The sequence below is a fragment of the Nocardia sp. NPDC004068 genome, assembly GCF_042874315.1.
Lineage (GTDB): Bacteria > Actinomycetota > Actinomycetes > Mycobacteriales > Mycobacteriaceae > Nocardia.
Genome location: NZ_JBIAMW010000001.1, coordinates 37299 through 60447, shown reverse-complemented (window position 1 = coordinate 60447; position 23149 = coordinate 37299). Strand labels below are relative to the sequence as shown.

The 23149-nt window shown below is 70.5% G+C and carries 21 protein-coding genes; 10 read left to right on the top strand and 11 right to left on the bottom strand.

Annotated elements, in window-relative coordinates; genetic code table 11:
* Positions 1–43 precede the first annotated feature (43 nt).
* Genes ACFYTQ_RS00315 through ACFYTQ_RS00300 form a run of 4 tightly spaced genes read right to left on the bottom strand, consistent with a single transcriptional unit; the run spans position 44 to position 3829 of the window.
* The gene (locus ACFYTQ_RS00315; RefSeq protein ID WP_387355742.1) at positions 44–283 is read right to left on the bottom strand and encodes a hypothetical protein; all 240 of its coding nucleotides are present in this window, start codon (positions 281–283) and stop codon (positions 44–46) included.
* Positions 284–306: 23 nt separating this feature from the next.
* A complete protein-coding gene (locus tag ACFYTQ_RS00310) occupies positions 307–2793 on the bottom strand; it encodes an FtsX-like permease family protein (protein WP_387355740.1) in 2487 nt (828 codons plus the stop codon).
* On the bottom strand, positions 2790–3494 hold the full coding sequence (locus ACFYTQ_RS00305; RefSeq protein WP_387355738.1) for an ABC transporter ATP-binding protein: 705 nt from the start codon (positions 3492–3494) through the stop codon (positions 2790–2792). The genes ACFYTQ_RS00310 and ACFYTQ_RS00305 overlap by 4 nt, the downstream gene beginning before the upstream one ends.
* A gap of 26 nt (positions 3495–3520) precedes the next feature.
* The gene (locus tag ACFYTQ_RS00300) at positions 3521–3829 is read right to left on the bottom strand and encodes a hypothetical protein (RefSeq protein ID WP_387355736.1); all 309 of its coding nucleotides are present in this window, start codon (positions 3827–3829) and stop codon (positions 3521–3523) included.
* 181 nt (positions 3830–4010) lie between these two features.
* On the opposite strand from ACFYTQ_RS00300, the gene ACFYTQ_RS00295 reads away from it, so the two are divergent.
* The 6 genes from ACFYTQ_RS00295 (at position 4011) to ACFYTQ_RS00270 (ending at position 11515) form a co-directional block, all read left to right on the top strand.
* A complete protein-coding gene (locus tag ACFYTQ_RS00295; RefSeq protein ID WP_387355734.1) occupies positions 4011–5330 on the top strand; it encodes a sensor histidine kinase in 1320 nt (439 codons plus the stop codon).
* Positions 5331–5371: 41 nt separating this feature from the next.
* Complete coding sequence (locus ACFYTQ_RS00290; protein WP_387356942.1) at positions 5372–6025, top strand: response regulator; 654 nt, start codon at positions 5372–5374, stop codon at positions 6023–6025.
* Between the two features lie 71 nt (positions 6026–6096).
* Positions 6097–8472, top strand: coding sequence for a protein kinase (locus ACFYTQ_RS00285; RefSeq protein ID WP_387355732.1), 2376 nt, complete (start codon positions 6097–6099; stop codon positions 8470–8472).
* Positions 8462–9385, top strand: coding sequence for a hypothetical protein (locus ACFYTQ_RS00280; RefSeq protein WP_387355730.1), 924 nt, complete (start codon positions 8462–8464; stop codon positions 9383–9385). Before ACFYTQ_RS00285 ends, ACFYTQ_RS00280 begins: the two co-directional genes overlap by 11 nt.
* 125 nt (positions 9386–9510) lie before the next feature.
* Positions 9511–10419, top strand: a complete 909-nt coding sequence (locus tag ACFYTQ_RS00275; RefSeq protein WP_387355728.1) for a hypothetical protein — start codon at positions 9511–9513, stop codon at positions 10417–10419.
* A gap of 64 nt (positions 10420–10483) precedes the next feature.
* Positions 10484–11515, top strand: coding sequence for an ATP-dependent 6-phosphofructokinase (locus tag ACFYTQ_RS00270; protein ID WP_387355726.1), 1032 nt, complete (start codon positions 10484–10486; stop codon positions 11513–11515).
* Positions 11516–11525: 10 nt separating this feature from the next.
* Here ACFYTQ_RS00270 and ACFYTQ_RS00265 read toward each other — a convergent pair whose 3' ends face one another.
* The 4 genes from ACFYTQ_RS00265 to ACFYTQ_RS00250 are packed head-to-tail and all read right to left on the bottom strand — an operon-like array spanning position 11526 to position 15663.
* Positions 11526–12746 (bottom strand): serine/threonine-protein kinase, encoded by a 1221-nt coding sequence (locus tag ACFYTQ_RS00265; RefSeq protein ID WP_387355724.1) that lies wholly within the window; start codon positions 12744–12746, stop codon positions 11526–11528.
* 53 nt (positions 12747–12799) lie between these two features.
* The gene (locus ACFYTQ_RS00260) at positions 12800–13459 is read right to left on the bottom strand and encodes a response regulator (RefSeq protein WP_387355722.1); all 660 of its coding nucleotides are present in this window, start codon (positions 13457–13459) and stop codon (positions 12800–12802) included.
* A gap of 9 nt (positions 13460–13468) precedes the next feature.
* A complete protein-coding gene (locus ACFYTQ_RS00255) occupies positions 13469–14401 on the bottom strand; it encodes an undecaprenyl-diphosphate phosphatase (RefSeq protein WP_387355720.1) in 933 nt (310 codons plus the stop codon).
* Positions 14402–14445: 44 nt separating this feature from the next.
* A complete protein-coding gene (locus tag ACFYTQ_RS00250) occupies positions 14446–15663 on the bottom strand; it encodes a sensor histidine kinase (RefSeq protein WP_387355718.1) in 1218 nt (405 codons plus the stop codon).
* A 204-nt stretch (positions 15664–15867) separates the two neighbouring features.
* Here ACFYTQ_RS00250 and ACFYTQ_RS00245 point away from each other — a divergent pair, with 204 nt between their 5' ends.
* Both ACFYTQ_RS00245 and ACFYTQ_RS00240 read left to right on the top strand, forming a co-directional pair.
* Positions 15868–16641 carry a hypothetical protein gene (locus ACFYTQ_RS00245; protein ID WP_387355716.1) on the top strand — a complete coding sequence of 258 codons (774 nt, stop codon included), beginning with the start codon at positions 15868–15870 and terminating at the stop codon, positions 16639–16641.
* Positions 16638–18032, top strand: coding sequence for an alpha/beta-hydrolase family protein (locus tag ACFYTQ_RS00240; protein WP_387355714.1), 1395 nt, complete (start codon positions 16638–16640; stop codon positions 18030–18032). Before ACFYTQ_RS00245 ends, ACFYTQ_RS00240 begins: the two co-directional genes overlap by 4 nt.
* A 385-nt stretch (positions 18033–18417) precedes the next feature.
* Here the strand turns inward: ACFYTQ_RS00240 and ACFYTQ_RS00235 are convergent, their stop codons facing one another.
* Complete coding sequence (locus ACFYTQ_RS00235; protein WP_387355712.1) at positions 18418–19866, bottom strand: MFS transporter; 1449 nt, start codon at positions 19864–19866, stop codon at positions 18418–18420.
* 188 nt (positions 19867–20054) lie between these two features.
* Between ACFYTQ_RS00235 and ACFYTQ_RS00230 the strand changes: the two genes are divergently transcribed.
* Both ACFYTQ_RS00230 and ACFYTQ_RS00225 read left to right on the top strand, forming a co-directional pair.
* Positions 20055–20504 carry a MarR family winged helix-turn-helix transcriptional regulator gene (locus ACFYTQ_RS00230; protein ID WP_387355710.1) on the top strand — a complete coding sequence of 150 codons (450 nt, stop codon included), beginning with the start codon at positions 20055–20057 and terminating at the stop codon, positions 20502–20504.
* Positions 20505–20515: 11 nt separating this feature from the next.
* Complete coding sequence (locus tag ACFYTQ_RS00225; RefSeq protein WP_387355708.1) at positions 20516–20962, top strand: SRPBCC family protein; 447 nt, start codon at positions 20516–20518, stop codon at positions 20960–20962.
* Between the two features lie 50 nt (positions 20963–21012).
* On the opposite strand, the gene gatA is transcribed toward ACFYTQ_RS00225, so the two are convergent.
* Positions 21013–22482, bottom strand: a complete 1470-nt coding sequence (gene gatA, locus ACFYTQ_RS00220; RefSeq protein WP_387355706.1) for an Asp-tRNA(Asn)/Glu-tRNA(Gln) amidotransferase subunit GatA — start codon at positions 22480–22482, stop codon at positions 21013–21015.
* Positions 22479–22775: an Asp-tRNA(Asn)/Glu-tRNA(Gln) amidotransferase subunit GatC gene (gatC, locus tag ACFYTQ_RS00215; RefSeq protein ID WP_387355704.1), complete on the bottom strand. Its 297-nt coding sequence runs from the start codon at positions 22773–22775 to the stop codon at positions 22479–22481. The genes gatA and gatC overlap by 4 nt, the downstream gene beginning before the upstream one ends.
* Between the last annotated feature and the right edge of the window lie 374 nt (positions 22776–23149).

Genomic DNA, 23149 nt, shown 5'->3' with positions numbered 1-23149 from the left:
CACCGACGTCCCGGCGCACGGTCCCGCCCGGCGAGGCGGTCCCCTAGTCCCCGCGCGCGAACCGGGCCGCCTCCACCACCGCCTTCTTGTCCACCTCGTGGTCCGGATTGCGTTCCTGCGCTTCCTGGAACGCCAGGATGACGTCGAGGTAGGAGTTGCGGTAGGAGGAGGTGATCAGCTCCTGGCGGAGGTAGTCGTCGAGCGAGAGCTCGGCGGCACGGGCTCGCTTGCGCATGGTGTCGACGACATCCACGGGCAGATCACGGATCGCGAAATCGGCCATGGGTGAACGATAGTCGCCTCCGGTCAGTCCGCGGCGATCGCCTCCACGATCGGCAGCCGCGCGGCCCGGAGCGCGGGCGGTATCGAACCCAGTAATGCCAGCACGAGGGCGGCCGCGGCGTACCCGAGCAGCATCGGTCCGGCGTGGTAGGCGACGTCGATGCTCGTGGCGTGCCCGAGCGCGACGGTCGCCAGATAGTGCACGGCCGCGCCGACGCCGAGCCCGAGCGCCGCGCCGACCACGCCGATCCCGGTCACCTCGGCGAGCACGGTCCGCAACAGGAAGCGCCTGCTGGTCCCCATCGCGCGCAGCACGCCGAGCTCGCGGCGGCGTTCGAGCACCGACAGCATGAGGGTGTTGAGCAGCGCCACGGTCGACACCAGCACCACGATCCACAGGATCGACCCGCTCAACGCCGTGCCCTGCCGCACGCCGCCCGACACCGCGGCCACCGCGTCGCTCCCCCGGTCGACGTGCGTCTCCGGCGGCACGACCGCGCGGATCGCGGCCAGCACCGCGCCCGAGTCCGCGCCGGGCGCGAGATCGACCGACAGCACGGTCTCCCCCGGCCGCTGGTACCACTGCCGCATGACGTCGAGATTCAACAGCACCACCCCGGCGATCGCCGAGAAATATGGAATGACTTGCAGCACTTCGACTTTCCGAACACCCGTGGGAGTGGGCAGCTCCAGTGAGTCGCCCACGCGCACGGCCCGGGCCCGGGCGATGTCGCGCGAGATCACCACGCCCGTACCATTCACCAGCCGCTCCCGTACCCGCGCGTCCAGCGCCACGGGATACGCCCGCTCCTCGTCGGGATAGCCCTGCAACAAGACCCGCCCGCCGCCGAGCGTGGCGAAGGCCATCTGCGCGCCGCTCACCCCCGCCACGCCCGGCACGGCGGCGACCCGGTCGCGCACGTCGGCGGGCAGGATCGGCCCGGTCGGGAATTCGTTCCAGGACGTCGCCCGCACGAAAACATCGGTGCGGCCGAGGTTTTCGAAGCTGGCCCCGGCGGAATCGGCGAGGTTCTTCGACGCGGTGCCCATGGCGACGACCGCGGTGATGCCGATCATGACCGTCATGGTCGTCGCCCACACTCGCCGCGGCGCGCGTTCGACCGTGGTGGCCCCCAACACGCCGGGCGCGCCGAACCGGCGCGACACCGCCGCCACCGCCCGCACGACGGGCGTGGTCAGCGCGAAGCACAACAGCACCGAGGCGGTGATGGACAGCGAGATGGACGCGAGGGAGTACCGCCCGATATCGGCCCGCGCCAACACGATCGAGACCGCCGTCAACCCGAGCCCCAGCACCACCGCGACCCACCGCAGCACCGGACTCGCCGCGTCGGCTCGCGAAACCCCCACGGGCGCAAGCGCTTCGATGGGCGCGACCCGGTATACCTGCCGCGCGGCCACGGCCGCGGCCCCCACGCTGGCCGCGACGCAGGCGGCCACGGCCACCGGAATCGCGTAACCGGGCACGAGATATTCCGGCCGCGCGTCCACCGACTGCACGATCGCCGACGGCAGCGCCCCGATCGCATTGCGCCCCAGCAGCATTCCGACCACCGCCCCGGCGAGCCCGCCGAGCAGTCCGAGCAGCGCCGCCTCGAGGATCAGATCCCGCACCATGGCCCGGCGGCGGCCGCCGATCGCGCGCAGCAACGACAGCACCGGACGGCGTTGCGCCACGGCCATACTCATCGCGTTGTAGATCAGAAACCCCGACACGATCAGCGCCGCGGCCGAGGCCATGATCGTCGAATACCGCACCAGCTCCACCGCGCCGCCCGCCTGCGCGGTGCGCAGGCTCGGATCGGCGACGACGGCGCGCCCGTCCACGACGGCGGTGAGCGCCGCACGCAACCGCGCCGCGTCGGCGTCGGCGGCGGGCACGATCTCGATCGAGTCGAGTTGCCCGGCGCGCCCGGCGATCTCCTGCGCCACCGGCAGCGGCGCGATCACGATGTGCCCCTGGTTCAGCCGCGCGGACACGGCGTCGTCGAGCACCGCCGCGACGGTGACCGTGCTCGCCCCGATCCGGAACCGTTCGCCCGCATGATGTCCCGTGGCCGCGCCCACCAGCACGCCGTGCGGCGTGGTCAGCAGCTTGGCGGCCTGGTCGCGCAGCGGCCCGTCCAGGACGCCGCCCAGCGCCGAGACCGACGCGTCCGCCCCCACCAGCAGCGCCCGGTCCGCGTCCGCGCCGATGCGCACCCGCAGCATCGGCACCGCCGCCGCCACGCCGGGAACCGACCGAATCGATTGCAGCAGAGACTGATCGAAGCCCGCGTCGGTGATGCCGGTGACCTCGAGGGTCGCCTTCCCGCCGAGCCCCCGGGTGAGCCGGTCCACCGAACCGGTGACGGATGCGGAGATGCTCAGCGTCGACACCAGCAGCCCCGCCGATACGGCCATGACGGCCAGCGACAACAGCGTACGGCCGCGATGAGCCAGCAGCTCACCGATGTTGAACAACCGCAACCGATCCCATGCGGCGATCACCCGCGCACCGCCGCCGCGCGGGCGTGCTCCCCGGCGATGATCGATCCGATTCGCCCGTCCCGCAATGTGATCACCCGGTCGCAGTATTGCGCGGCGCCCATGTCGTGGGTGACCATGACGACCGAGTTGCCTGCCGCGGTGATCTCCCCGAGCAGCGCGAGGATCGCCGCTCCGGTCTTGGAGTCGAGGTTGCCGGTGGGTTCGTCGGCCAGGATCAGCGGCGGATCCATGATCAGCGCCCGCGCGACCGCGACCCGCTGCATCTGCCCACCGGACAGCTCCGCGGGCCGGTGCTCGGCGCGCTCGGCGAGCCCGACCAGCCGCAGCAGCTCCAGCGCGCGGGGTTTGGCGGCGCGTAAACTCTTGCCGTCCAACAGTTTCGGGATCGCCACGTTCTCCCACGCCGACAGCGTCGGCAGCAGATTGAAGAACTGGAAGACGAAACCCACCCGATGCCTTCGGAATTCGGATTGGCGGTCGTCGTCGAGACCGCCGATCTCCTCACCCCGGAAGGTGATCGAGCCCGAATCCGGCGAGTCCAGCGCGCCGAGCAGATGCAGCAGTGTGCTCTTGCCGGACCCGGACGGCCCGACGATCGCGGTGAACTCCCCCGCCTCGATGCTCAGGTCGATCCCGTCCAGGGCCCGTACCCGTTGTCCGCCGACCCGGTACTCCCGGACGACGCCGCGCAGTTCCAGCACCCGGTCCCCACCCCTCTCCTCGAATGTCAGCGCGCGAGCACGCGGCTGTCCTGCCAGCGCCGGACGTCCTGGGAGTCGAGCAGCGCGCGCAGCACCGGTTGTTCGGCGGCGAGCTCCAGGTACGCCTCGGGTACGGTCATGTCCTGGTCGAGCTTGGCGCGCAGGTGGTTGTCCCACTGATATTGCAGCGCGGCCAGTACGCCCTCCGGACCGCCGAAGAGGCGGTCGCGGTCGGGTAGATCGTGGAACAGTCCCGGATGCGCCGGATCAGCGGTCGCCCGGGCGAGTACCTCGTGCAGGATTTCGGTTCGAGCGTGCAGATCGGTCCACGACATCGCCCCAGCTCCTCCGTCGGGTGCCCGGGTCCGGTGCCGGGCACTGTCACCGTTCACGCTACGGAGGTCCCGGGGCGGATACGTCGTGCCGGGGACGAGACTCGAGCTCCTACCGGAGTAGGAGGACGCGCCCGCTCGCGGAACGATGTCGCGGGCTCGGCGCGGCGGCTAACCTGGGGCGATGGAGACCAGCGCCGTGTCGACCGGGCGCCCCGGACGCATTCGCGATCGCGTCGCGGAGTTCTTCAGCGATCCGGTGGGGGCGTTCCGCCGCGCGGTCGAACAACAGGGGTACGACTATCCGCCCTCGGTCATCGTGGTCGCCGATATTGCGGTGGTGTTCACGGCGATCGCGGCGGCGGCGCTGCGGCACGAGTACTTCCCGTCGGTGCTGCCGATCCTGGCGGTGGTGCTGCTGGTGATCGTGTATCCGGTGTTCTTCCTGTTCGACGTGAAGCCGACCCCGGCCATCTTCGCGACGGTCGCACTCGCGGGGACGGGTCTGTTCCTCGCGCAGCCGGTGTATCCCGACTGTTCGTCGCTGGTGTTGACGGTGTCGGCGGGCGAGCTGGCGGCGATCATTCCGCGCCGGCTGGTGAGTTTCGGGTACACGCTGGTCTGCCTCGGAGAGGTGTTGGTGTTCAACCTCATCGGCGACGTCGACCGCGGGCTGCCGATGTACCTCACGGCCATCGTGCTCGGCTGGATGGCGGGGCTGATGTTGCAGCAGCAGCGCCGGTCGCTGTACCAGGAGCGGGAGAACCAGGAGATCCGCGCGACGCAGGCCGCCAGCGAGGAGCGCCGCCGGATCGCGCGCGAGGTGCACGACGTCATCGCGCATTCGCTGAGCATCACACTGCTGCATCTGACCGCCGCGCGGCACGCCTTGCAGACCGACCGCGACGTCGACGAGGCCGTGGACGCGCTCAGCGACGCCGAGCGGCTCGGGCGGCAGGCCATGGCCGATATCCGGCGCACGGTCGGGCTGCTCGATCAGGGGCCCGCCAACATTCGGCCGGAACCGGGGTTGGGCGACTTCGCCGATCTGGTGGACGATTTCGTGCGCGCCGGGCTGGCGATCGACTTCCGGCTCACCGGTGACACCGAAACCATCTCGGCGACAACGGGTTTGGCGTTGTTCCGGATCGTGCAGGAATCGCTGGCCAATGTCGCCAAGCACGCGCCCGGCGCCGAGGTGACGCTGCGGATCGAGATCACCCCGGGCGACGCGCGGGTGACGGTGTCCAACACCCTGCCCGAGGGTCTGCCCGCGCGGCGGGGCCGGGGCATGGGCATCTCGGGAATGTCGCACCGCGCCGCGGTGATCGGCGGCACGCTGTCCGCCGGACCGGAGGACGACCGCTGGTGGGTGCGCGCGCACATCCCGATCGACACCCCCCGATCCGGTCTGGTCTGCCTGCTCACCGGGCAGGAGGACCCGTTGCGGGCGGTGCGCGAGGCCATCGCGTCGATGACACGAAAACGTCAGGAGGGCATGTGATCCCGGGGCAGACGCCGGCCGTGGCGGAGGACACGGTCACCGTGCTGGTCGTCGACGATCAGGAGTTGGTGCGCGGCGGGCTGCGCCGAATCCTGCGCCGCCGGGACGGATTCGTGGTGACCGAATGCGCCGACGGCGACGAGGTGGCCGCGGCCGTCGCCGCCCAGCCGCCCGATGTGGTGCTGATGGATCTGCGGATGAAACGGGTGGGCGGCATCGACGCGACCCGGGCCCTGCGCGCCCGCGCGGACGCGCCGCCGGTGCTGGTGCTCACCACCTTCGACGACGATCAGCTGCTGTCGGGGGCGCTGCGGGCGGGGGCCGCGGGATTCATCCTGAAGGACTCCCCCGCCGAGGATCTCATCCGCGCGGTGCGCACAGTGGCCGGTGGCGGATCCTGGCTCGATCCGTCGGTAACCGGGCGGGTGCTGTCGGCCTATCGCTCGGTCCGTCCCGCTCCCGTCCGCGCCCCGTCCCGACTGGACGAGCTGACCGCGCGGGAGTTCGAGGTGCTGAAACTGATCGGTCGCGGGCGTGTCAACGCGGAAATCGCCGCGGAACTCGGAATCTCCGAAGTGACCGTAAAGAGCCACGTAGGACACATTTTCGGGAAGCTGGGGTTACGAGATCGGGCCGCGGCGATCGTGTTCGCGTTTGACCACGGCGTGGTCGCGCCGGGAGAATCGGCACTCTAAGAGGGGCAGGAAACCCCGGTGCGTCGCCGGGCACGGGTTTCGCACCCTGCCCAGTGATGGAGGTTTCACGGGTGGACGCACCGCGATCCCGGGTCGGTAGCAGATTCGGGCCTTACGAGCTGCGCTCGCTGCTGGGCAGAGGCGGCATGGGCGAGGTCTACGAGGCGTACGACACGACCAAGGACCGGGTGGTCGCCCTGAAGCTGCTGTCGGAGCTGCTCGCGCAGGATCCGACGTATCAGGAGCGCTTCCGCCGCGAGTCGCGCGCCGCGGCCGCGTTGCGTGATCCGCACGTGGTGCGCATCCACGACTCGGGCGAGATCCGCGGGATGCTCTTCCTCGACATGGAGTTGGTGCGGGGGCGCAATCTGCGCACGCTGCTGCGCGAGGAGGGTCCGCTGGATCCGGTGCGCGCGGTGTCGATCATCGAGCAGGTGGCCTCGGCGCTGGACGCCGCGCACGCCGCGGGGCTGGTGCATCGGGACGTGAAGCCCGCCAACATCATCGTCACCGACGACGATTTCGCCTATCTCGTCGACTTCGGCATCGCCCGCAGCGAGGGCGACACCGGGATCACGTTGGTGGGCACGGCCATCGGGTCCTACACCTACATGGCCCCGGAGCGGTTCGACGCCGGACCCGTCACCGGTCGCGCCGATCTCTACTCGCTGGCCTGTGTGCTGCACGAATGTCTCACGGGGGCAACGCCGTTCCCGGTGCAGAGCGTCAGCGGGCTGGTCCGCTCGCACCTGTCCGAACCGCCGCCGCGCGCGAGCCTGAACCGCGCCGACGTGCCCGCGGCGCTGGACGCCGTCATCGCGCACGCCATGGCCAAATCCCCCGCGGACCGATTCGGCAGCGCGGGCGAGTTCGCCGGGGCCGCCCGGGGCGCGCTGGGCCTGCCCGGTGACCGCACGCCCTCCGAGACCGCCGTCGCCGCCTCGGCCGCCGACCCCGAATCCCGCCCGCGCTGGGCCAAATCCCTGCTCGGCGCGCCCCCGATCGCCATATCCGTCCCCGATCCGGAGCCGAGTTTCGCCCGGTTCGCCACCGACCCGGAGCCCGACCCCGCACCCCAGGCACCCGAGTCCGAGCGGTACCGCGACGAAACCGCCTCGGCCCCAAGCCATTCCGAGGATCCGGCCCCGCACGAGACGGTCGGAGCCGATCCGACCACGCGCTACCCCGTCGACGACAACCCCCCGGCGTTCCGGCCAGCCGAACCGACCACCTTCCAGCCCTTCGGCCCCGAAGGCCCGACGATCCCGGCCCAGATACCCCCGCGCGCCCCGATGCCGCCACCCCCGGAGCCGGACACCCCGTTCCCCGCAACGGACGCCCCGTTCCCGGGAGCGTCCTCCGCGCCCGGCGACCCGGAAGATCGATTCCCGTCAGCGGCCACCCCGCCCGGCGACCCGGCCATGCGGTTCCCGGCAGTGGCCACCCCGCCCGGGGATCCGGAAGGTGGATTCCCCCCGGCGGTCACCCCACCTCGAGAGCCGGACGTCCCCTTCCTGGCTCCGGCGGCCGAGGGCTACCCGGTGGACGAAAGTCCTTCGCCGGAGCCGGGTTTCGCCGGGGGGTCGCCGACCGTGGTGATGGGAACAGGGTTGGGGACGGGGCGGCCGTCGACGGCGGATTCGGAGACGGCGTTCCTGCCGTCGGGGGCCTTCCGGGCCGTTCCGCCCGTGGATCCCAATGCCGACACCACGAGTGATCTGCCGCCGATCCGGGAGGACGACGCCACGCGGGCGCGGGAGGACGATTTCCAGTTCACCCCGCTGCACCAGTACGCGCCGGGCAGCACGGACGATTCGTGGGAGGACCGGCCGGACGACTACTACTACTACGACGACCGACGCGAGGCCGACGACTACGAATACGACCCGCCCGCACCGGCATACGCCGAGCCCGAGCCCGAGGACCGCAAACACTCCATCGCGATCCCGATCGCGCTCGGTGTGACGGGCGTGGTCCTGGCGGCGGTCGTCGCCGCCGTGGGCTGGGAGCTGGCGCGGCAGCCGGACAACACCCCCACCGTCGCGGGAGGCACGACCGCCGCGACCGAATCGCTCCCCGGCGTCGCGAGCACCGCCCCGGCGCCGCGGCCGAGCGGCACCACCGGCGCGGCCACCACCACCCCGAGCACGGCCGCGCTGCCCGTCGGCGCGACCGCGTGCCCGGCGGGTTCGACCACGGGCCGATTCGGCAAGTCCGCCACCGGAACCGCGGTCACCTCGTGCGGCTTCGCCGAGGCGGTCCGCAAGGCGTACGTGCAGGCGCTGGAACCGCAGTCGGCCACCACCCAGGCCGCGGGGTCGACGGGGTCCACCTCGGTGGTGGCGATCAGCCCCGTCACCGGGCGCTCGTACACGATGACCTGCACGGGTACCGGACAGGTGGTCACCTGTACGGGTGGCGAAAACGCGGTGGTGTATGTCTATTGACGTGAAGCCGCTCCGCCGCAAGGGTTTTCGATGGTCGCTTTCGCTGGTCACCGCACTCGCCGTCACGGGCTGCACCGCCTACGCCGGAGTTCCCTCCTCCGATGAGAACGTACTGGTCTCACCCATCGCCGCCGGTAACGCGACGCTCAAACCCGCCGCCGGGAGCCTGACCCCCTCGGCGACCCTGGCCGCCGACTTCGCCGCGTTGCAGCAGGATCTGCACGGTTCGGTGGGCCTGGCGGTCATGCCGGTCGGCGGCGATCGCGCGATCACGCTCGGCAACTGGACCACCGGCATCGCCTGGTCCACGATCAAGGTGCCGTTGGCGCTGGCGGCGCTGCGCCAGGACCCGGTCGGGCTGGCCCAGACCGCCGAGGCCGCGATCACCGCCTCGGACAACGATGCGGCACAACAGCTCTGGGACGCGCTCGGCGGCGGCGACCGCGCGGCCGAGGCCGTGGAGGCGATTCTGCGCGAAGGCGGTGACACCACAACCGTGGTCGCGGACCGCACCAACCCCGAGGCGCGCGAGACGCTCGACGACCCGCTGGCCTTCGGCGCGACCGTGTGGCCGCTGGTCGATCAGGTGCGATTCGCCTCGCGGCTGCCGTGCCTGAAGAACGCGGCGCGCGTGGTCAACCTGATGGGCGAGATCACCTCGAGCCAGAGCTGGGGTCTCGGCGCGTTCGTCGGCGCGGAGTTCAAGGGCGGCTGGGGCCCCGACGACGACACCGGCGCGTACCTCGTGCGCCAGTTCGGGCTCGTCCCCACCTGGACCGGGCAGATCGCGGTCGCCCTTGCGGCGCAACCGGATTCGGGCAGCTACGACGACGCCACCGCCATGCTCGACCAGCTGGCCGCGCTGCTGGCCAAACACGTCTACGAACTGGGCGGCGGAGAGTGCAAGCGGTGACACCGATTCCGTCACATATGTGACACCCCAGGTCACGGTATTTGACCCTACGCTGGGTGAGGCGAAGAATTTCCCGACCAGTGGATGGCACGATACGCGCCACCCCGGGATTTGGAGGTGAGCGGGTGAAGGCACCGCGACGGTGGCCGAACAGCCGGAGTGCGAAGCTGTTTCGGATGTGGCTGGTCGCCGCCCTCGGCGGCCTGGCGCTCGCGGCCGGGACCTCGGCCTGCTCCTCGCCGTCGGATGCCGGTCCCGCCGAGACGATTTCGCGGCCCTCGGCGGTGGTCACGGGCGCGGTGGTCGCGCTCCCGGGTTCGCTGGCCGCCGAGTTCGCCGAGACCGCGCCCACGCTCGGTGGGCGGGTCGGGCTGGCGATCGCCGCGGTCGGCGGCGAGCGGGTGTCGTCGATGGGCGATTGGACCACCGGTCCGGCCTGGTCGACGATGAAGGTGCCGCTGACCCTGGCCGTGCTGCGCTCCAACGGCAACACCAGCACCTATCAGATGTCGGCGGCCATCACCGAGTCCGACAACTCCGCCGCCGACGGGCTGTGGCAGGGCCTGGGCACCCCCGACACCGCGGCCAAGGCCCTCGAGGCGGTGCTGCGCGAGGGCGGGGACACCAGCACGAAGGTGCCGCCGAACCGGGTGCGCTCGGACTACTCGTCGTTCGGCCAGGCCGAATGGTCCCTCGCCGATCAGGCCCGCTTCGCCTCGCATCTGCCCTGCCTGCCCGACGCCGACTCGGTCACCGACCTGATGGGCAAGGTGGTCTGGGGCCAGCAGTGGGGCCTGGGCAAGCTGGAGGACGCCGAGTACAAGGGCGGCTGGGGTCCCGACGCCAGCGGCAACTATGTCGTGCGGCAGTTCGGGGTCGTGACGGTGCCCGCCGGGAAGGTCGCCATCGCGCTCGCGGCGCAGGCGAATTCGGGCACGTTCGAGGACGGCACCACGATTCTGAACAAGCTCGCGACCTTGATCGACAAGCATCTGGACGAGCTGCCGGGCGGGCACTGCCCGACGAGCAGGTGAGGTTACCGAAGGTTCACAGGGGGTGGGGCTGCGGTTCCGGCGCGCGCCCGGCAAGATTGGGCGTATGCGCATCGGAGTCTTGACCGGAGGCGGGGACTGCCCAGGCTTGAACGCGGTCATCCGGGCCGTCGTTCGCACCGCGAACGGCCGCTACGGCGACGCGATCGTCGGTTTCCAGGACGGCTGGCGCGGCCTACTCGAGGACCGCAAGGTCCACATCCACAACGACGATCGCACCGACCGGCTGCTCACCAAGGGCGGCACCATGCTCGGCACCGCGCGCACCAATCCCGACGTGCTGCGCGACGGACTCCCTCGGATCAAGCAGACCCTCGACGACAACGGCATCGACGCGTTGATCCCGATCGGCGGCGAGGGCACGCTGACGGCCGCGAGCTGGCTGGCCGACGAGGGCGTCCCCGTGGTCGGGGTGCCCAAGACCATCGACAACGACATCGACCGCACCGACACCACCTTCGGCCACGACACCGCGGTCAGCATCGCCACCGACGCCATCGACCGCCTGCACACCACCGCGGAGTCGCATCAGCGCGTCATGCTGGTCGAGGTGATGGGCCGCCACGCGGGCTGGATCGCGATCAACTGCGGCATCGCCTCGGGCGCGCACCTCACCCTGGTCCCGGAGGTCCCGTTCGACGTCGACGAGGTCTGCACGATGATCAAACGTCGCTTCCAGCGTGGTGATTCGCACTTCATCTGCGTGGTCGCCGAGGGCGCCAAACCCGCCGCGGGCTCGTTCACCCTGCGCGAGGGCGGCGTCGACGAATACGGCCACGAACGCTTCACCGGCGTCGCCCACCAACTCGGCGTGGAGATCGAACGCCGCATCGGCAAGGAGGTCCGCACCACGGTCCTCGGCCACGTCCAGCGCGGCGGCAAACCCACGGCCTTCGACCGCGTGCTGGCCACCCGGTTCGGCGTGCACGCGGCGGAGGCGGTGCACGACGGACAGTTCGGCCAGATGGTGGCGCTGCACGGGACCGAGATCGATCTGGTGCCGTTGTCGGAGGCGACGAAACAGCTGAAGTTGGTGCCCAACAACCGATATGGGGAGGCGGCGGCGTTCTTCGGGTGAGGTCCGCGACTCAGGCCGTAGCGCCCAGCACCGCCACCGCGAGCACCACCAGAACCACCACCGCGAGCACCGCGACCGCGACGATCAATCCGAGCGGCGGACCCGAGCGACGCTGGGGCGGCGCGGGGGTGAAGCCGGGGGAATAGCCGGGCGTGGGCTGGGGCGCGCCCATGGGCGGCGGGGCGGGCATGGGGCCGGAGGCGAAACCCGCCGGGGCGACCGGGTTCATCGGCATGGGTGGCACCGGCGGGCGGAGGTTGACCGTCGCCTCCGAGGACGGCGAAAACGATTGCGCGCCAGGGGAGAACAACGCGGTGTGCACCGGCGGCGGGCCGGGCGCCACGATGGGCGGCAGCCCCTGCGGCGGGAGCGGGGCGGGCTGGGGTAGGGGCACGGCCGGGGCCGCCAACGCGCGTTTGGCCGCCGCCGCGAAATCCGAACAGGTGGCGAAGCGGTCGATCGGCCGCTTGGCCATCGCGCGGGCGACGACCGCGTCCACGGCGGGTGACAAGCCGGGCCGTCGCGCGCTCGCGGGCGGCACCGGTAACTGGAGGTGGCCGTGGATGACCTCCTCCGGATTGTCCGAATCGAACACTCCCACGCCGGTGAGCATCCAGTACAGCGCACAGCCGAGCGAGTACTGGTCCGAGCGTTGGTCCAGGGCCGCGCCGGTCATCTGTTCCGGCGAGGCGTAGGCCAGGGTCGCGGTGAACATGCCCGCCTGGGTCAGATGCGTGGAATCCTCACGCAGCCGGGCGATTCCGAAGTCGGACAGGAACACCCGTTCGCCCTTGCCCGCGCCGGAGCGGGCCAGCAGGATGTTGGCGGGTTTCACATCGCGGTGCAGCACACCGTTGCTGTGCGCGTAATCCAGTGCGGCGGCGACACCTTCGACGATCTGCACGGCGCGTTCGGGGGGCATCGTGTACGGATTCACGCTCGCCGCGTCCACGCCGTCGACGTACTGCATGCTGATCCACAGCTGGTCGTCCTCGACGCCGCGGTCGTAGACGGCCACGATATTGGGGTGGTCGAGGCGGGCGGCCAGGTCGGCCTCGCGTTCGAAGCGGGCCCGAATCTCGGGGTCGGCGAACAATTCCCGGTTCAGCAGCTTCAAGGCCGTCAGCCGGGGCAGTCGCGGGTGGCGCGCCAGGTACACCGAGCCCATGCCACCCTGGCCGAGCAGCCGCTCGATGGTGAAGCCGGCGAACACGTCACCGGTGTTCAACACCCTGCGTTCCCCTTTCTCGAGCCGAGTTCCGCGATCCTACCCGAGCTGTTCGATCATCCCGGGGTGACCAGTCCGGATTCGTAGGCCAGCACCACCGCCTGCGCGCGATCGCGCAGATCCAGTTTCGAGAACACCTTGGAGACATGGGTTTTCACGGTCTGTTCGGCGACGAACAGCGCCTCGGCGATCTCGGTGTTGGACATGCCGCGCGCGACGAGTTCGAGCACCTCGCGTTCGCGCGGGGTGAGCGCGTCCAGGGCCGCGGTGGGTTTGGGGCGGGTGCGGCGGCTCATCACATCGGCGATGAGGCGGCGGGTCACGGTCGGCGCGAGCAGGGCCTGCCCCTCGGCGACCACGCGCACGGCGCGCACGAGTTCGTCGGCGGGCGCGTCCTTGAGCAGAAAACCGCTGGCGCCCAGGCTCAATGCCTCGTAGACGTAGTCGTCGATGTCGAAGGTGGTGAGCATCAGCACCCGCACGGGCGGATCGAATCCGGCGGCGAGGATGGCGCGGGCGGCGTCGAGTCCGTTCAGCTCCGGCATGCGCACATCCATCAGGACCACATCGGGACGCAGCCGCTTCGCCTCGGCCACGGCGATCTTCCCGTTGGCGGCGTCGCCGACCACGCTGATGTCGGGCTGCGCGGCGAGCAGGGCCCCGAAACCCTGCCGGACCATCGCCTGGTCGTCGGCGATCAGAACGGTGATGGGCACGGCGAACCCCTAGGCGAACCGGATGACGGAGACGAGCCCGGCGACCAGGCAGTACAGGGCGAACGGCAGCAGTGTGCGGGTCCGGAAGAACCGCTCCAGGAAGCGCACCGCGAGCCACGCGCACACTCCCGCGACGATCGCGCCGACGAGGGCCTGGCCGTGGATGTGCGCGCCCGCCGGGCCGAACAGCTCGGGCAGTTTCAGCACACCGGCCGCGAGGATCACCGGGGTGGCGAGCAGGAAGGCGAATTTCGCGGTGTCCTCGTGATCGAGTCCGCGCAGCAGACCGCCGACCATGGTCAGGCCCGAGCGGCTGAATCCGGCCAGCAGCGCACCGGATTGGGCCAGGCCGATGCCGAGCGCGTCCTTGACGCTCAGCGCGGCGAGGCGTTCGTCCGCGGCCAGGCGGGTGTGCTCGGTCGTGGTCGTCGCGCCCTGCTCCTGTTCGGCGAAGCGGCGGCCGTAGTCGGCGAGGGTGGGGCCGTTGCGGCGCTTGAGGCCCTCGCCGATGACGAGCACGACGCCGTTGAGCGCGAGGAAGATTCCCGCGAACAGCGGTGTCGCGAACAGGATCCGCAAGGGGTGTTCCAGCACCAAACCGAGCGCGCCCACCGGAATGGTGGCCAGCACGATCAGCCAGGCCAGCCGCTGCGCGGGGGTCTCGACGCGCCGGGTGCGCAGGGTGGTGACGAAGCCGGTGACGATATCGACCCAGTCCCGCCAGTAGTAGCCGAGCAACGCGAGCGCGGTGGCCACGTGCAGGGCCACCACGAACGCCAGGTACGGGGTCCCGTTGTCGGAGTCGCCCTGGGTGACCAGCGTCCCCCACGAACCGCCGATCCACGCGGGCACCAGCACCGAATGGCCGAGGCTCGAGATGGGGAACAACTCGGTGACGCCCTGGAGCGCCCCGATCACGATCGCTTGGAGATAGGTGAGCATCGTCCACGAGTCTCCCACGGGCACGTCACCCGCGTCCCACCCGCTTACCCCACGCTCACCCCGAGCGGCAGCCGCACCCGTACCTCGAAGCCCCCGTCCGCGGTCGGCTCGGCCGCGACCGTGCCGCCGAGGGTCTCGGCGCGGGTCCGCATTCCCGCGATGCCGCTGCCGGTTCCGACGAGGGTGGCCGGGGTTTCGATGGTCGACAGGTCGCCGCGCTCGTTGCGCACGACGGCGTCGACCGCGGACGGGAGCACCAGGAGGTTCACGTGGACGGGCGCGTGCGGGGCGTGGCGGGTCGCGTTGGAGAGGGACTCCTGGACGATTCGGTAGAGGGCCAGGCCGACGGTGTCGGGGACCGCGTCGAGGGGGCCGTCCACCGTCCAGTCGATGGCGACTCCGGCGCGGCGGGCGCCGTCGAACAGGGCCAGGACGTCGGCGGCGGCGGGTTGCGGGGCGTGTTCGGGGAGTTGGCCGTCGCTGCGCAGGACGCCGAGCATGGACCGGATCTCGTTGAGCGCCTCGCGGGCCGAGGCGCCGATGGACTCGAATTCGGCTCGGGCGTCCGGGGATACGCCGGGCACGCGGTACGGGGCGGTCTGGGCCTGCACCACCACCATCGACATGTGGTGGGCGACCACGTCGTGCAGGTCGCGGGCGATGCGCGCCTTCTCCTCGAGGATGGCCCGGCGGGCCCGCTCGAGCTCGTTGACCTCCTCCTGCTCCACGAGGGCGCGGCGCGAGAGCACCAGCCAACGCACCAGCAGCCCGAACGCCACCAGACCGGTCATGGCGATCGGCCAGCCGAAGGCGGCCTGCGCGAACGAGTCCTGCGATCCGGCCATGGTGGTCGCCATGAGCAGGGCGGTGGCGGCCCACGCGATCAGCACGGTCTGCATCCGCTCCCGCACCGCGACGGCGAACAGCAACACGAACAACGACAGGATGTGCACCACCTGGAACGGCAGGTGATTGTTCGGCTGATGTGGTATGGCCAGCGCGATCAACAGCGCCGACCCCGCCGAAATCGCCCATCCCAGAGCGGGATTCACCCGGACCAGCACCACCGGCAGCGCCGCCAGCCCCGCGATGAACGGCTGCGCCGCGCCGGGCACCTGATGGGTCAGATGCAGCGTCGGCCACGCCACCGCGAAGAAGGTTCCCGCCAACACCACCGTGAACACGTCGAGCCACAGCCGCAGCCGCCCCGGATTCCGGGTCGTCCGAGCCACCTGCCGCGCGGTCTGCGCAATCCGAGCCATGCCGTCGAGACTAGAAACCCCTGCTCGCCGGTGTCCTCATACCTCCGGGTGAATTGCCACCCCCTACCCCGGTACCACCCCCGTCCCCACCTACCCCCAGCGTTCCCGTATCCAAACCGTCCTCCAGCGTGAGGCCCGGTTCGGCGGTCGATTCCTAGCGTCCTTGGCATGAGCGAAGCAGGCATGGGGCGAAGGTTTCCGGGGGTGGGAACCGGAGGGGTTCGTCAGCGGGCGGAGGGGTTGCCGGGTGGGGGTTGGTTCCATCGGGGCCACGAATGGTCGCGTGGGGACGGTGTTTCCGAGCGGGCCGAGGGGCGGGTGTTGCGGCGGTTCGGTGGGGCCGCGGCGGTGGCGGCGTTGATCGCCGGGTTCACCGTGGGGTTCGCTCCCGCTGGGTCGGCCTCGGCCGCGGGGGTGGGCGTTGGGGAGAACGCGGCCGCGCGGGATGCGGTGGTGGAGTTGGTGGGCGAGCGGCCCGAGGTTGCGGGCGTGCCGGGGGACTTCGCGGTGGGGGCGGGGTATCGGCCGGTGGTGAGTCAGGGGTTGCTGGTGGATCCGGACGGGGACTGCTCCGCGCCGATTCCGCTGCCCGCGGAGTTCGAGAATCCCTGTAAGGCACACGATCTCGGATACGACCTGTTGCGATACGCCGAGCGGCACGGGCAGCCGTTGGGGCCGTGGGCGCGGCAGCGCATCGACGCCGCGCTGGAACAGAATCTGCACAGCGCGTGCGCGACACGGCCCGACGCGTGGGATCGCACGGGCTGTCACGCGCTGGCGACGATCGCCGCGACCGCCGTCGATCTCAACTCCCGGCGGCAGCACTACGCCGCGCCCATGCCCGAATACCTGTTCGGCGCACAGCTTTCCGGCTCCAATCCGCTCTCGCAACTGCTGTGGCTCGGCCCCGCGGCACTGCTACTGCTCGCCGTCGCGGCCCTGCTCGGACGCCGCGCGACCCTCAGGAGGATTTCGTGACCTCGACCATCACCCTCGAAACCACTCCGCCCGATCCGGCGCCCGAATCGCGCCGCGAACGCGTGCGGGCACCGCGCATCGGAACGACGGCCGCGGTCACCCTCGGGCTGACCGCGTCGCTGGCACCGAATCTGCTGCCGCGCACGGCCGAGGCGCAGGCGGTGGTGGGCGGGCTGCTGATCGCGGTGTGTATGACGCTCGCCGGGATCGCTCGAATGTTGTTGCTGCGCAGAGGCTTCGATATCAATCGGCCGTGGTCGCGGTACCGGCTGCCCGCCGCGCTGGTGGGTACCGTCGTGGTGTCGGGTGCGATCGTGCACGCGTGGCGTTGGCAGAACGATCTCCGGGCCGCCATGGATTTCGCGCCCCTCGGACCCGGCTACTGGCCGCGCTGCCTGGTGGAGACCGCGGTGATCGCGGGCCTGCTGGTCGGCTTGGGGCGCGGCATACGATGGCTGGCCCGGCGGCTCGGCGCGGCGCGCAGTGCGGGCCTGGCGGTCGTCATGGTGCTGGCGACCCAGTTCGCGCTCGTGCCCACGCTCGTCGACTGGCGGCGCGACGCCTACGCGGCGGCCAACGCCGAGCTGGAACCCGGTGTGGTGCAGCCGGTTTCGTACACCCGCTCCGGGAGCGCGGAGTCGGTGGTGAGCTGGCCGTCGCTCGGGGCGGAGGGGCGCAAATTCGTCTCCGATCGGCCCGCTCGCGGGGTGCGGGTGTACGTCGGCCTCGAATCGGCGCCCGACCTGAAATCCCGTGTGGCCCTGGCCCTTCGCGAGCTGGAGCGCTCCGGCGGGCTCGACCGCTCGAATCTCGTGATCGCGATCCCCACCGGTTCCGGCTGGATCGACGCGCACGCGGCGCAAGGCTTCGACCAACGCTTCGGCGGCGACGTGACTTTGGTCGGCCTGCAATACTCCGAGGCCCCCAGCTGGGCCACCTTCGTCTTCGGGCGCACGGCGGCCGTGGAGTCGGCCCGCGCCCTGTTCGAGGCCGTCGAACAGCGGGTATCGACGATGCCCCACCCCCCACGCCTCTACGTCTACGGCCAAAGCCTCGGCGCCACCGCCGGCAGCGCCATCTTCGCCGACGACGCCGACCAACGCGCCCGAGTCTGCGCCGCCCTCTGGGCAGGCCCACCCGCGAACAGAGTCCACCCCGCCCGAGCCACCATCCTCGCCAACTCCTCCGACCCGGTAGTCCAATGGTCCCCCCAACTCCTCTGGCACACCCCGGATCTCACCACTACTCGCCCAGACGCCCCCCATCCCCCATGGCTCCCTTTCGTCAGCTTCATCCAAACCACCGCCGACCTCCTCTCCGCCCTCTCCCCCACCCCCGGCCACGGCCACCGCTACGGCCCCGACCAAGGAACCGCCCTCGGCACCTGCTGACTACCCCCGGTTCGGCAGTACAGCCGCACCCCTTATCCGAATCCGCACCCCTTACATAGCCCTGCAACGGGTGCGGATCCAAACAGAGGGTGCGGCTGGGTTGCCGAACCGGGGAACAACGGCCACCTCTGGGGGTAGTACACCTCAAATGCCAAGCAGCCCAGCCGCACACCTTATTGGGATCCGCACCCTTTGTAGGGCCCTGCAAGGGGTGCGGATTCGAATAAAGGGTGCGGCTGGGCTGCCGTGCCCGGTGGCGAGTTGCCGTACCTCACGTGGGCTGCTGCACCGGATGATCGCCGCACGCGGGTGGGGCTGTTGTACCTCGCGGTTGCCGTACCGGAGACCTGCGGGGCTGGTCTAGTAAGCCAGCCCCGTTCGGTGGTCAGCGGCCCGCGGGGACCGGTTCGGGGGCTTGATCCTGGTGTGCCGCGGCCGGGACCGCGCGGCGGACCGGGATGGTGGAGGCGATGATCGCGGCGAGTAGGGCGACGCCGGCGCCGATCCAGAGGCCCGTGCGGAAGCCGGACTCGGTGGGGATGGTGTGGCCGCCGAGGGAGGTGCTCATCTGGGCGAGGACCGCGCCTACCACCGCGGCCGAGACCGAGGTGCCGATGGAGCGCATCAGGGTGTTGAAGCTGTTGGCGGAGGCCGTTTCCGACAGGGGGACCGCGCCCATGATCAGTGCGGGCATGGAACCGTAGGCCAGGCCGACACCGCCGTTGATCACGCACGCCGAGATCATCAGGCCCCACGTCGAACCCATGAGCAGCGTGGACACCGCGTACCCGAGGGCGATGACCACACCGCCGACGGCGAGGGTGACCTTCGGCGTCGTCGCCGCCGAGAGCCGCGCGCCCAGCGGGGAGACCGCCATCATCATGAAACCGCCGGGCAGCATCCACAGACCCATCGCCAGCATGGTCTGCCCCAGGCCGTAACCCGTCGCGGTCGGCAGTTGCAACAGCTGCGGCAGGATCAGCGAGGCCGCGTACATGCCGAAACCCGTTGTGAGCGAGGCGGCATTGGTCAACAGCACCTGCGGCCGCGCGGTCACGCGCAGATCGACCAGCGGATCGGAACTCCGCAGCTCCCACCAGCCCCACACCCCGAGCACCACGACCGTCGCGACGAACAGGCCGATGATCGTCGCGCTCCCCCAGCCCCAGGCCGCGCCCTTCGACGCCGCCAGCAACAGGCAGACCAGTCCGATGCCGAGCCCCACCGCGCCCAGGGGATCGAACCTCCCCTTCGCGGCCGGAACCGTCTTGGGCACAACGAAATACAGCGCGACGGCCACGGCGACGGCCAGCGCGGTCGTCCCCCAGAACAACACCCGCCAACTCGCGTGCTGCGCGACCGCCGCGGAGACCGGCAGCCCGAGCGCACCGCCGATACCCATCGACGCGCTCAGCAACGCGATCGAGGATCCGAGCCGCTCGGTCGGGATCACATCGCGCAGGGCGCTGATGCCCAACGGCACGATGCCCATTCCCATGCCCTGCAACAGCCGCCCGATGATCATCGGCAGCAGCGACCCCGACAGCGCGCACACCACCGAACCCGCGATGAGCGGAATCGCGGAGATCAGCAGCATTCGCCGCTTGCCGTACAGATCGCCCAGCCGCCCGGCCACCGGCGTGGTGACCGCGCCCGCGAGCAGCGTCGCCGTGATGATCCACGAGGCGTTGTCGGCGGAGGTGTGCAGCAGTTGCGGCAGATCACCGATCAGCGGCACCACCAATGTCTGGGTGATCGCCGCGGTGATACCGGCCAATGCCAGCACGCCGACGATCCCTCTCCCCGCCTGCGGCGCGGGTGCGGCCCTGTCCACACGAATCTCCCTGCTCGTCGAAGTCGCATCCGGCCCTGCCCGGCGTCGGGCACACCACCGTCCTGGTGCTCGATCGGAAGCCGGATATGTGTACAGGACATACGATGTGCATGATGCACATAGCGGGAGTGACGCACATCGCATGTGGTTCACTCGAACGGCAGCGACGCGCGAGCCGAAAGGACGGCATGGACAAGCCAACTCATCTGGTCGAGTTCGAGACCATGCTGCTCGGTCGCTACAGCATTCACCAGCGCTACCGCGGCGACGGCACCCGTCTCGAGCGCAGCGCCTACATCCTGCTGAGCCGCCTGGCGATGGAGGGCCCCATGTCCATCGGCCAGCTCAGCGAGGCGTTCGGCCTGGACGCCTCCACCCTCAACCGCCAGACCGCGGCGCTGCTCCGCGCCGAACTCGTCGAGCGCATTCCCGACCCGGACGGCGGGATGGCCCGCAAATTCCGCATCACCCCCACCGGCGAGCACCGCCTGGAGACCGAGCGCGCCGCGAATATCGAAGGGCTGCAACGGGTTATGGCCGACTGGTCCCCCGACGACGTCGCCACCTTCGCGAACTATCTCAAACGCCTCAACACCGACATCGAACGCCTCGGCGGCCAGCCCTGGCCCCGCCCCTGACGAAGGTTCCCATGGCCACGCTTCGCCGCGAGATCACGATATCCGCACCGCCGCACCATGTTTGGTCCGTCATCGCCGACATCGGCGCGGTCCACCACCGCCTGCTGCCCGGCCGGGTCACCGACACCCGGCTCGACGGCGAGTACCGTTTCCTCACCTTCCCCGACGGGCACGTGATCCGCGAACTGATCGTCGCCGTCGACCACACCCTGCGCCGCTTCGTCTACGCGGTCGTCGAGGGCTCCCGCCCGCCGCTCACGCATCACCACGCGGCGTTCGAGATCCACCCGAAAGACGATGGCACCCAACTGATCTGGACCACTGACCTCCTCCCCGACACCCACGCCCCCGAGGTCGGCATCCGCATGGACCACGGCCTAGCGGAGATGAAACGAACCCTCGAGCCCCAACCCCAGCCGCACCCTTTATTCCGATCCGCACCCCCTTCAGGGCTCTGAAAGGGGTGCGGATTCGAATAAAGGGTGCGGCTGGGTTGCCGGGCCGGGGGTTAGGCGAGGGGGCCTCGGGCGGATTCGTAGGCGGCGCCTACGCGGTAGAGGCGGTCGTCGGCCAGGGCGGGGGCCATGATCTGGAGGCCGACGGGGAGGCCGTCGTCGGCGCTGAGGCCCGAGGGGACCGACATGCCGCAGTAGCCCGCGAGATTGGTGGGCAGGGTGCACAGGTCGGAGAGGTACATCGCCAGCGGGTCGTCGACCTTCTCACCGAGTTTCCAGGCGGTGAACGGGCTGGTCGGGGAGACCAGGACGTCGACCTGCTCGTACGCCTTGTCGAAGTCCTGCGCGATGAGCGTGCGGACCTTGAGGGCCTGGCCGTAGTAGGCGTCGTAGTAGCCCGCCGACAGGGCGTAGGTGCCGATCATGATGCGGCGCTTGACCTCCGGGCCGAAACCGGCCGCGCGGGTGGCGGCCATGACCTGTTCGGCGCTGTGCGAGCCGTCGTCGCCGACGCGCAGGCCGTAACGCATGGCGTCGAAGCGCGCCAGGTTGGAGGACACCTCGCTGGGCAGGATCAGATAGTAGGCGGGCAGCGCGAATTCGAAGTGCGGGCACGACACCTCGATGACGTCCGCGCCGAGATCCTTCAGCACGGCCACGGCCGCGTCGAAGGAGGCGATCACGCCGGACTGGTAGCTGTCGGAGTGGAGTTCCTTCACCACACCGACCTTCACGCCCGTCAGATCGCCGCGCGCGCCCTGGCGAGCCGCCTCCACCACCGGCGCGATCTCGACATCACGCGAGGTCGAGTCGCGCGGATCGTATCCGGCGATGACCTCGTGCAGCAGCGCGGTGTCGAGCACCGTGCGCCCGCAGGGGCCGCCCTGATCCAGCGAGGACGCGCAGGCGACCAGGCCGTAGCGGGAGACCGTGCCGTAGGTCGGCTTGGTGCCGACGGTGCCGGTCATGGCGGCGGGCTGGCGGATCGAGCCGCCGGTGTCGGTGCCGATGGCCAGCGGGGCCTGGTACGAGGCCAGCGCGGCCGAGGAACCGCCGCCCGATCCGCCCGGGATGCGTTGGGCATCCCAGGGATTCAGCGTGGGGCCGTAGGCGGAGTTCTCCGTGGACGAGCCCATGGCGAACTCGTCCATATTGGTCTTGCCGAGGATCGGGATGCCCGCCGCGCGCAGTTTGGCGGTCACCGTGGCGTCGTAGGGCGGGACCCAGCCCTCGAGGATCTTCGACGCGCACGTGGTCGGCATGTCGGTGGTGGTGAAAACGTCCTTGAGCGCCAAGGGAACTCCGGCCAGCGGCGAGGCGACCGTCCCCGCGGCGATGGCCTTGTCGACCTCGGCCGCCGCCGCGCGGGCCCGCTCCCCCGCCACGTGCAGGAAGGCGTGCAACTCCCCGTCGACTTCCGCGATGCGGGCCAGATGCGCCTCGGTGACCTCCACCGAGGAGACCTCACGCGCGTGGATCTTCTCCGCCAGCTCGGCGGCGGAGAGCTTCGTCAACTCGCTCATTCGGCCTCCCCCAAGATCTGCGGAACCATGAAGCGCTGATCCTCCACCGCGGGCGCGCCCGACAGCGCCTGGTCGGGCGTCAGGCAGTCGGCGACCTCGTCGGGGCGGGTCACGTTGGTGGTCGGATTCGGCGAGGCGGTGGCCGGGACGTCGGCGGCGACCTCCGAGATGACCCGCACGTGGCTGAGGATCGAATCCAGCTGCCCCGCGTAACGGTCGAGTTCTTCCTCGGTCAGGGCGAGCCGGGACAACCGGGCGAGGTGAGCGACCTCGTCGCGGGAGATGGCGGGCACCGCGGGAACCCCTTTCGGCAGGATGGCGAGACCGGGTAAGCCTATCCCGGCGGAGAGAGCGCCGGGACCAGAGGGGGTTGGGAGCGCCGGGACCAGAGGGGGACGGAAGCGCCCGAACCAGAGGGGACGGGAACACCGGAACCAGAGGGAGACGGGAACACCGGAACCAGAGGGAGACGGGAACGCCGGAACCAGAGAGGGACGGGAATACCGGAACCAGAGGGAGACGGAAGCGCGGGGACCAGAGGGGGGACGGGAACAGGACCGAAGGGGGGACCAGAAGGGGACGAGGAACAGGGACAGGGCGTTGTCCGCTTCGTTCCACTGGCACGACACCGCCCATTCATCCGACAATGGCCAGTGGTTGTCGAGGG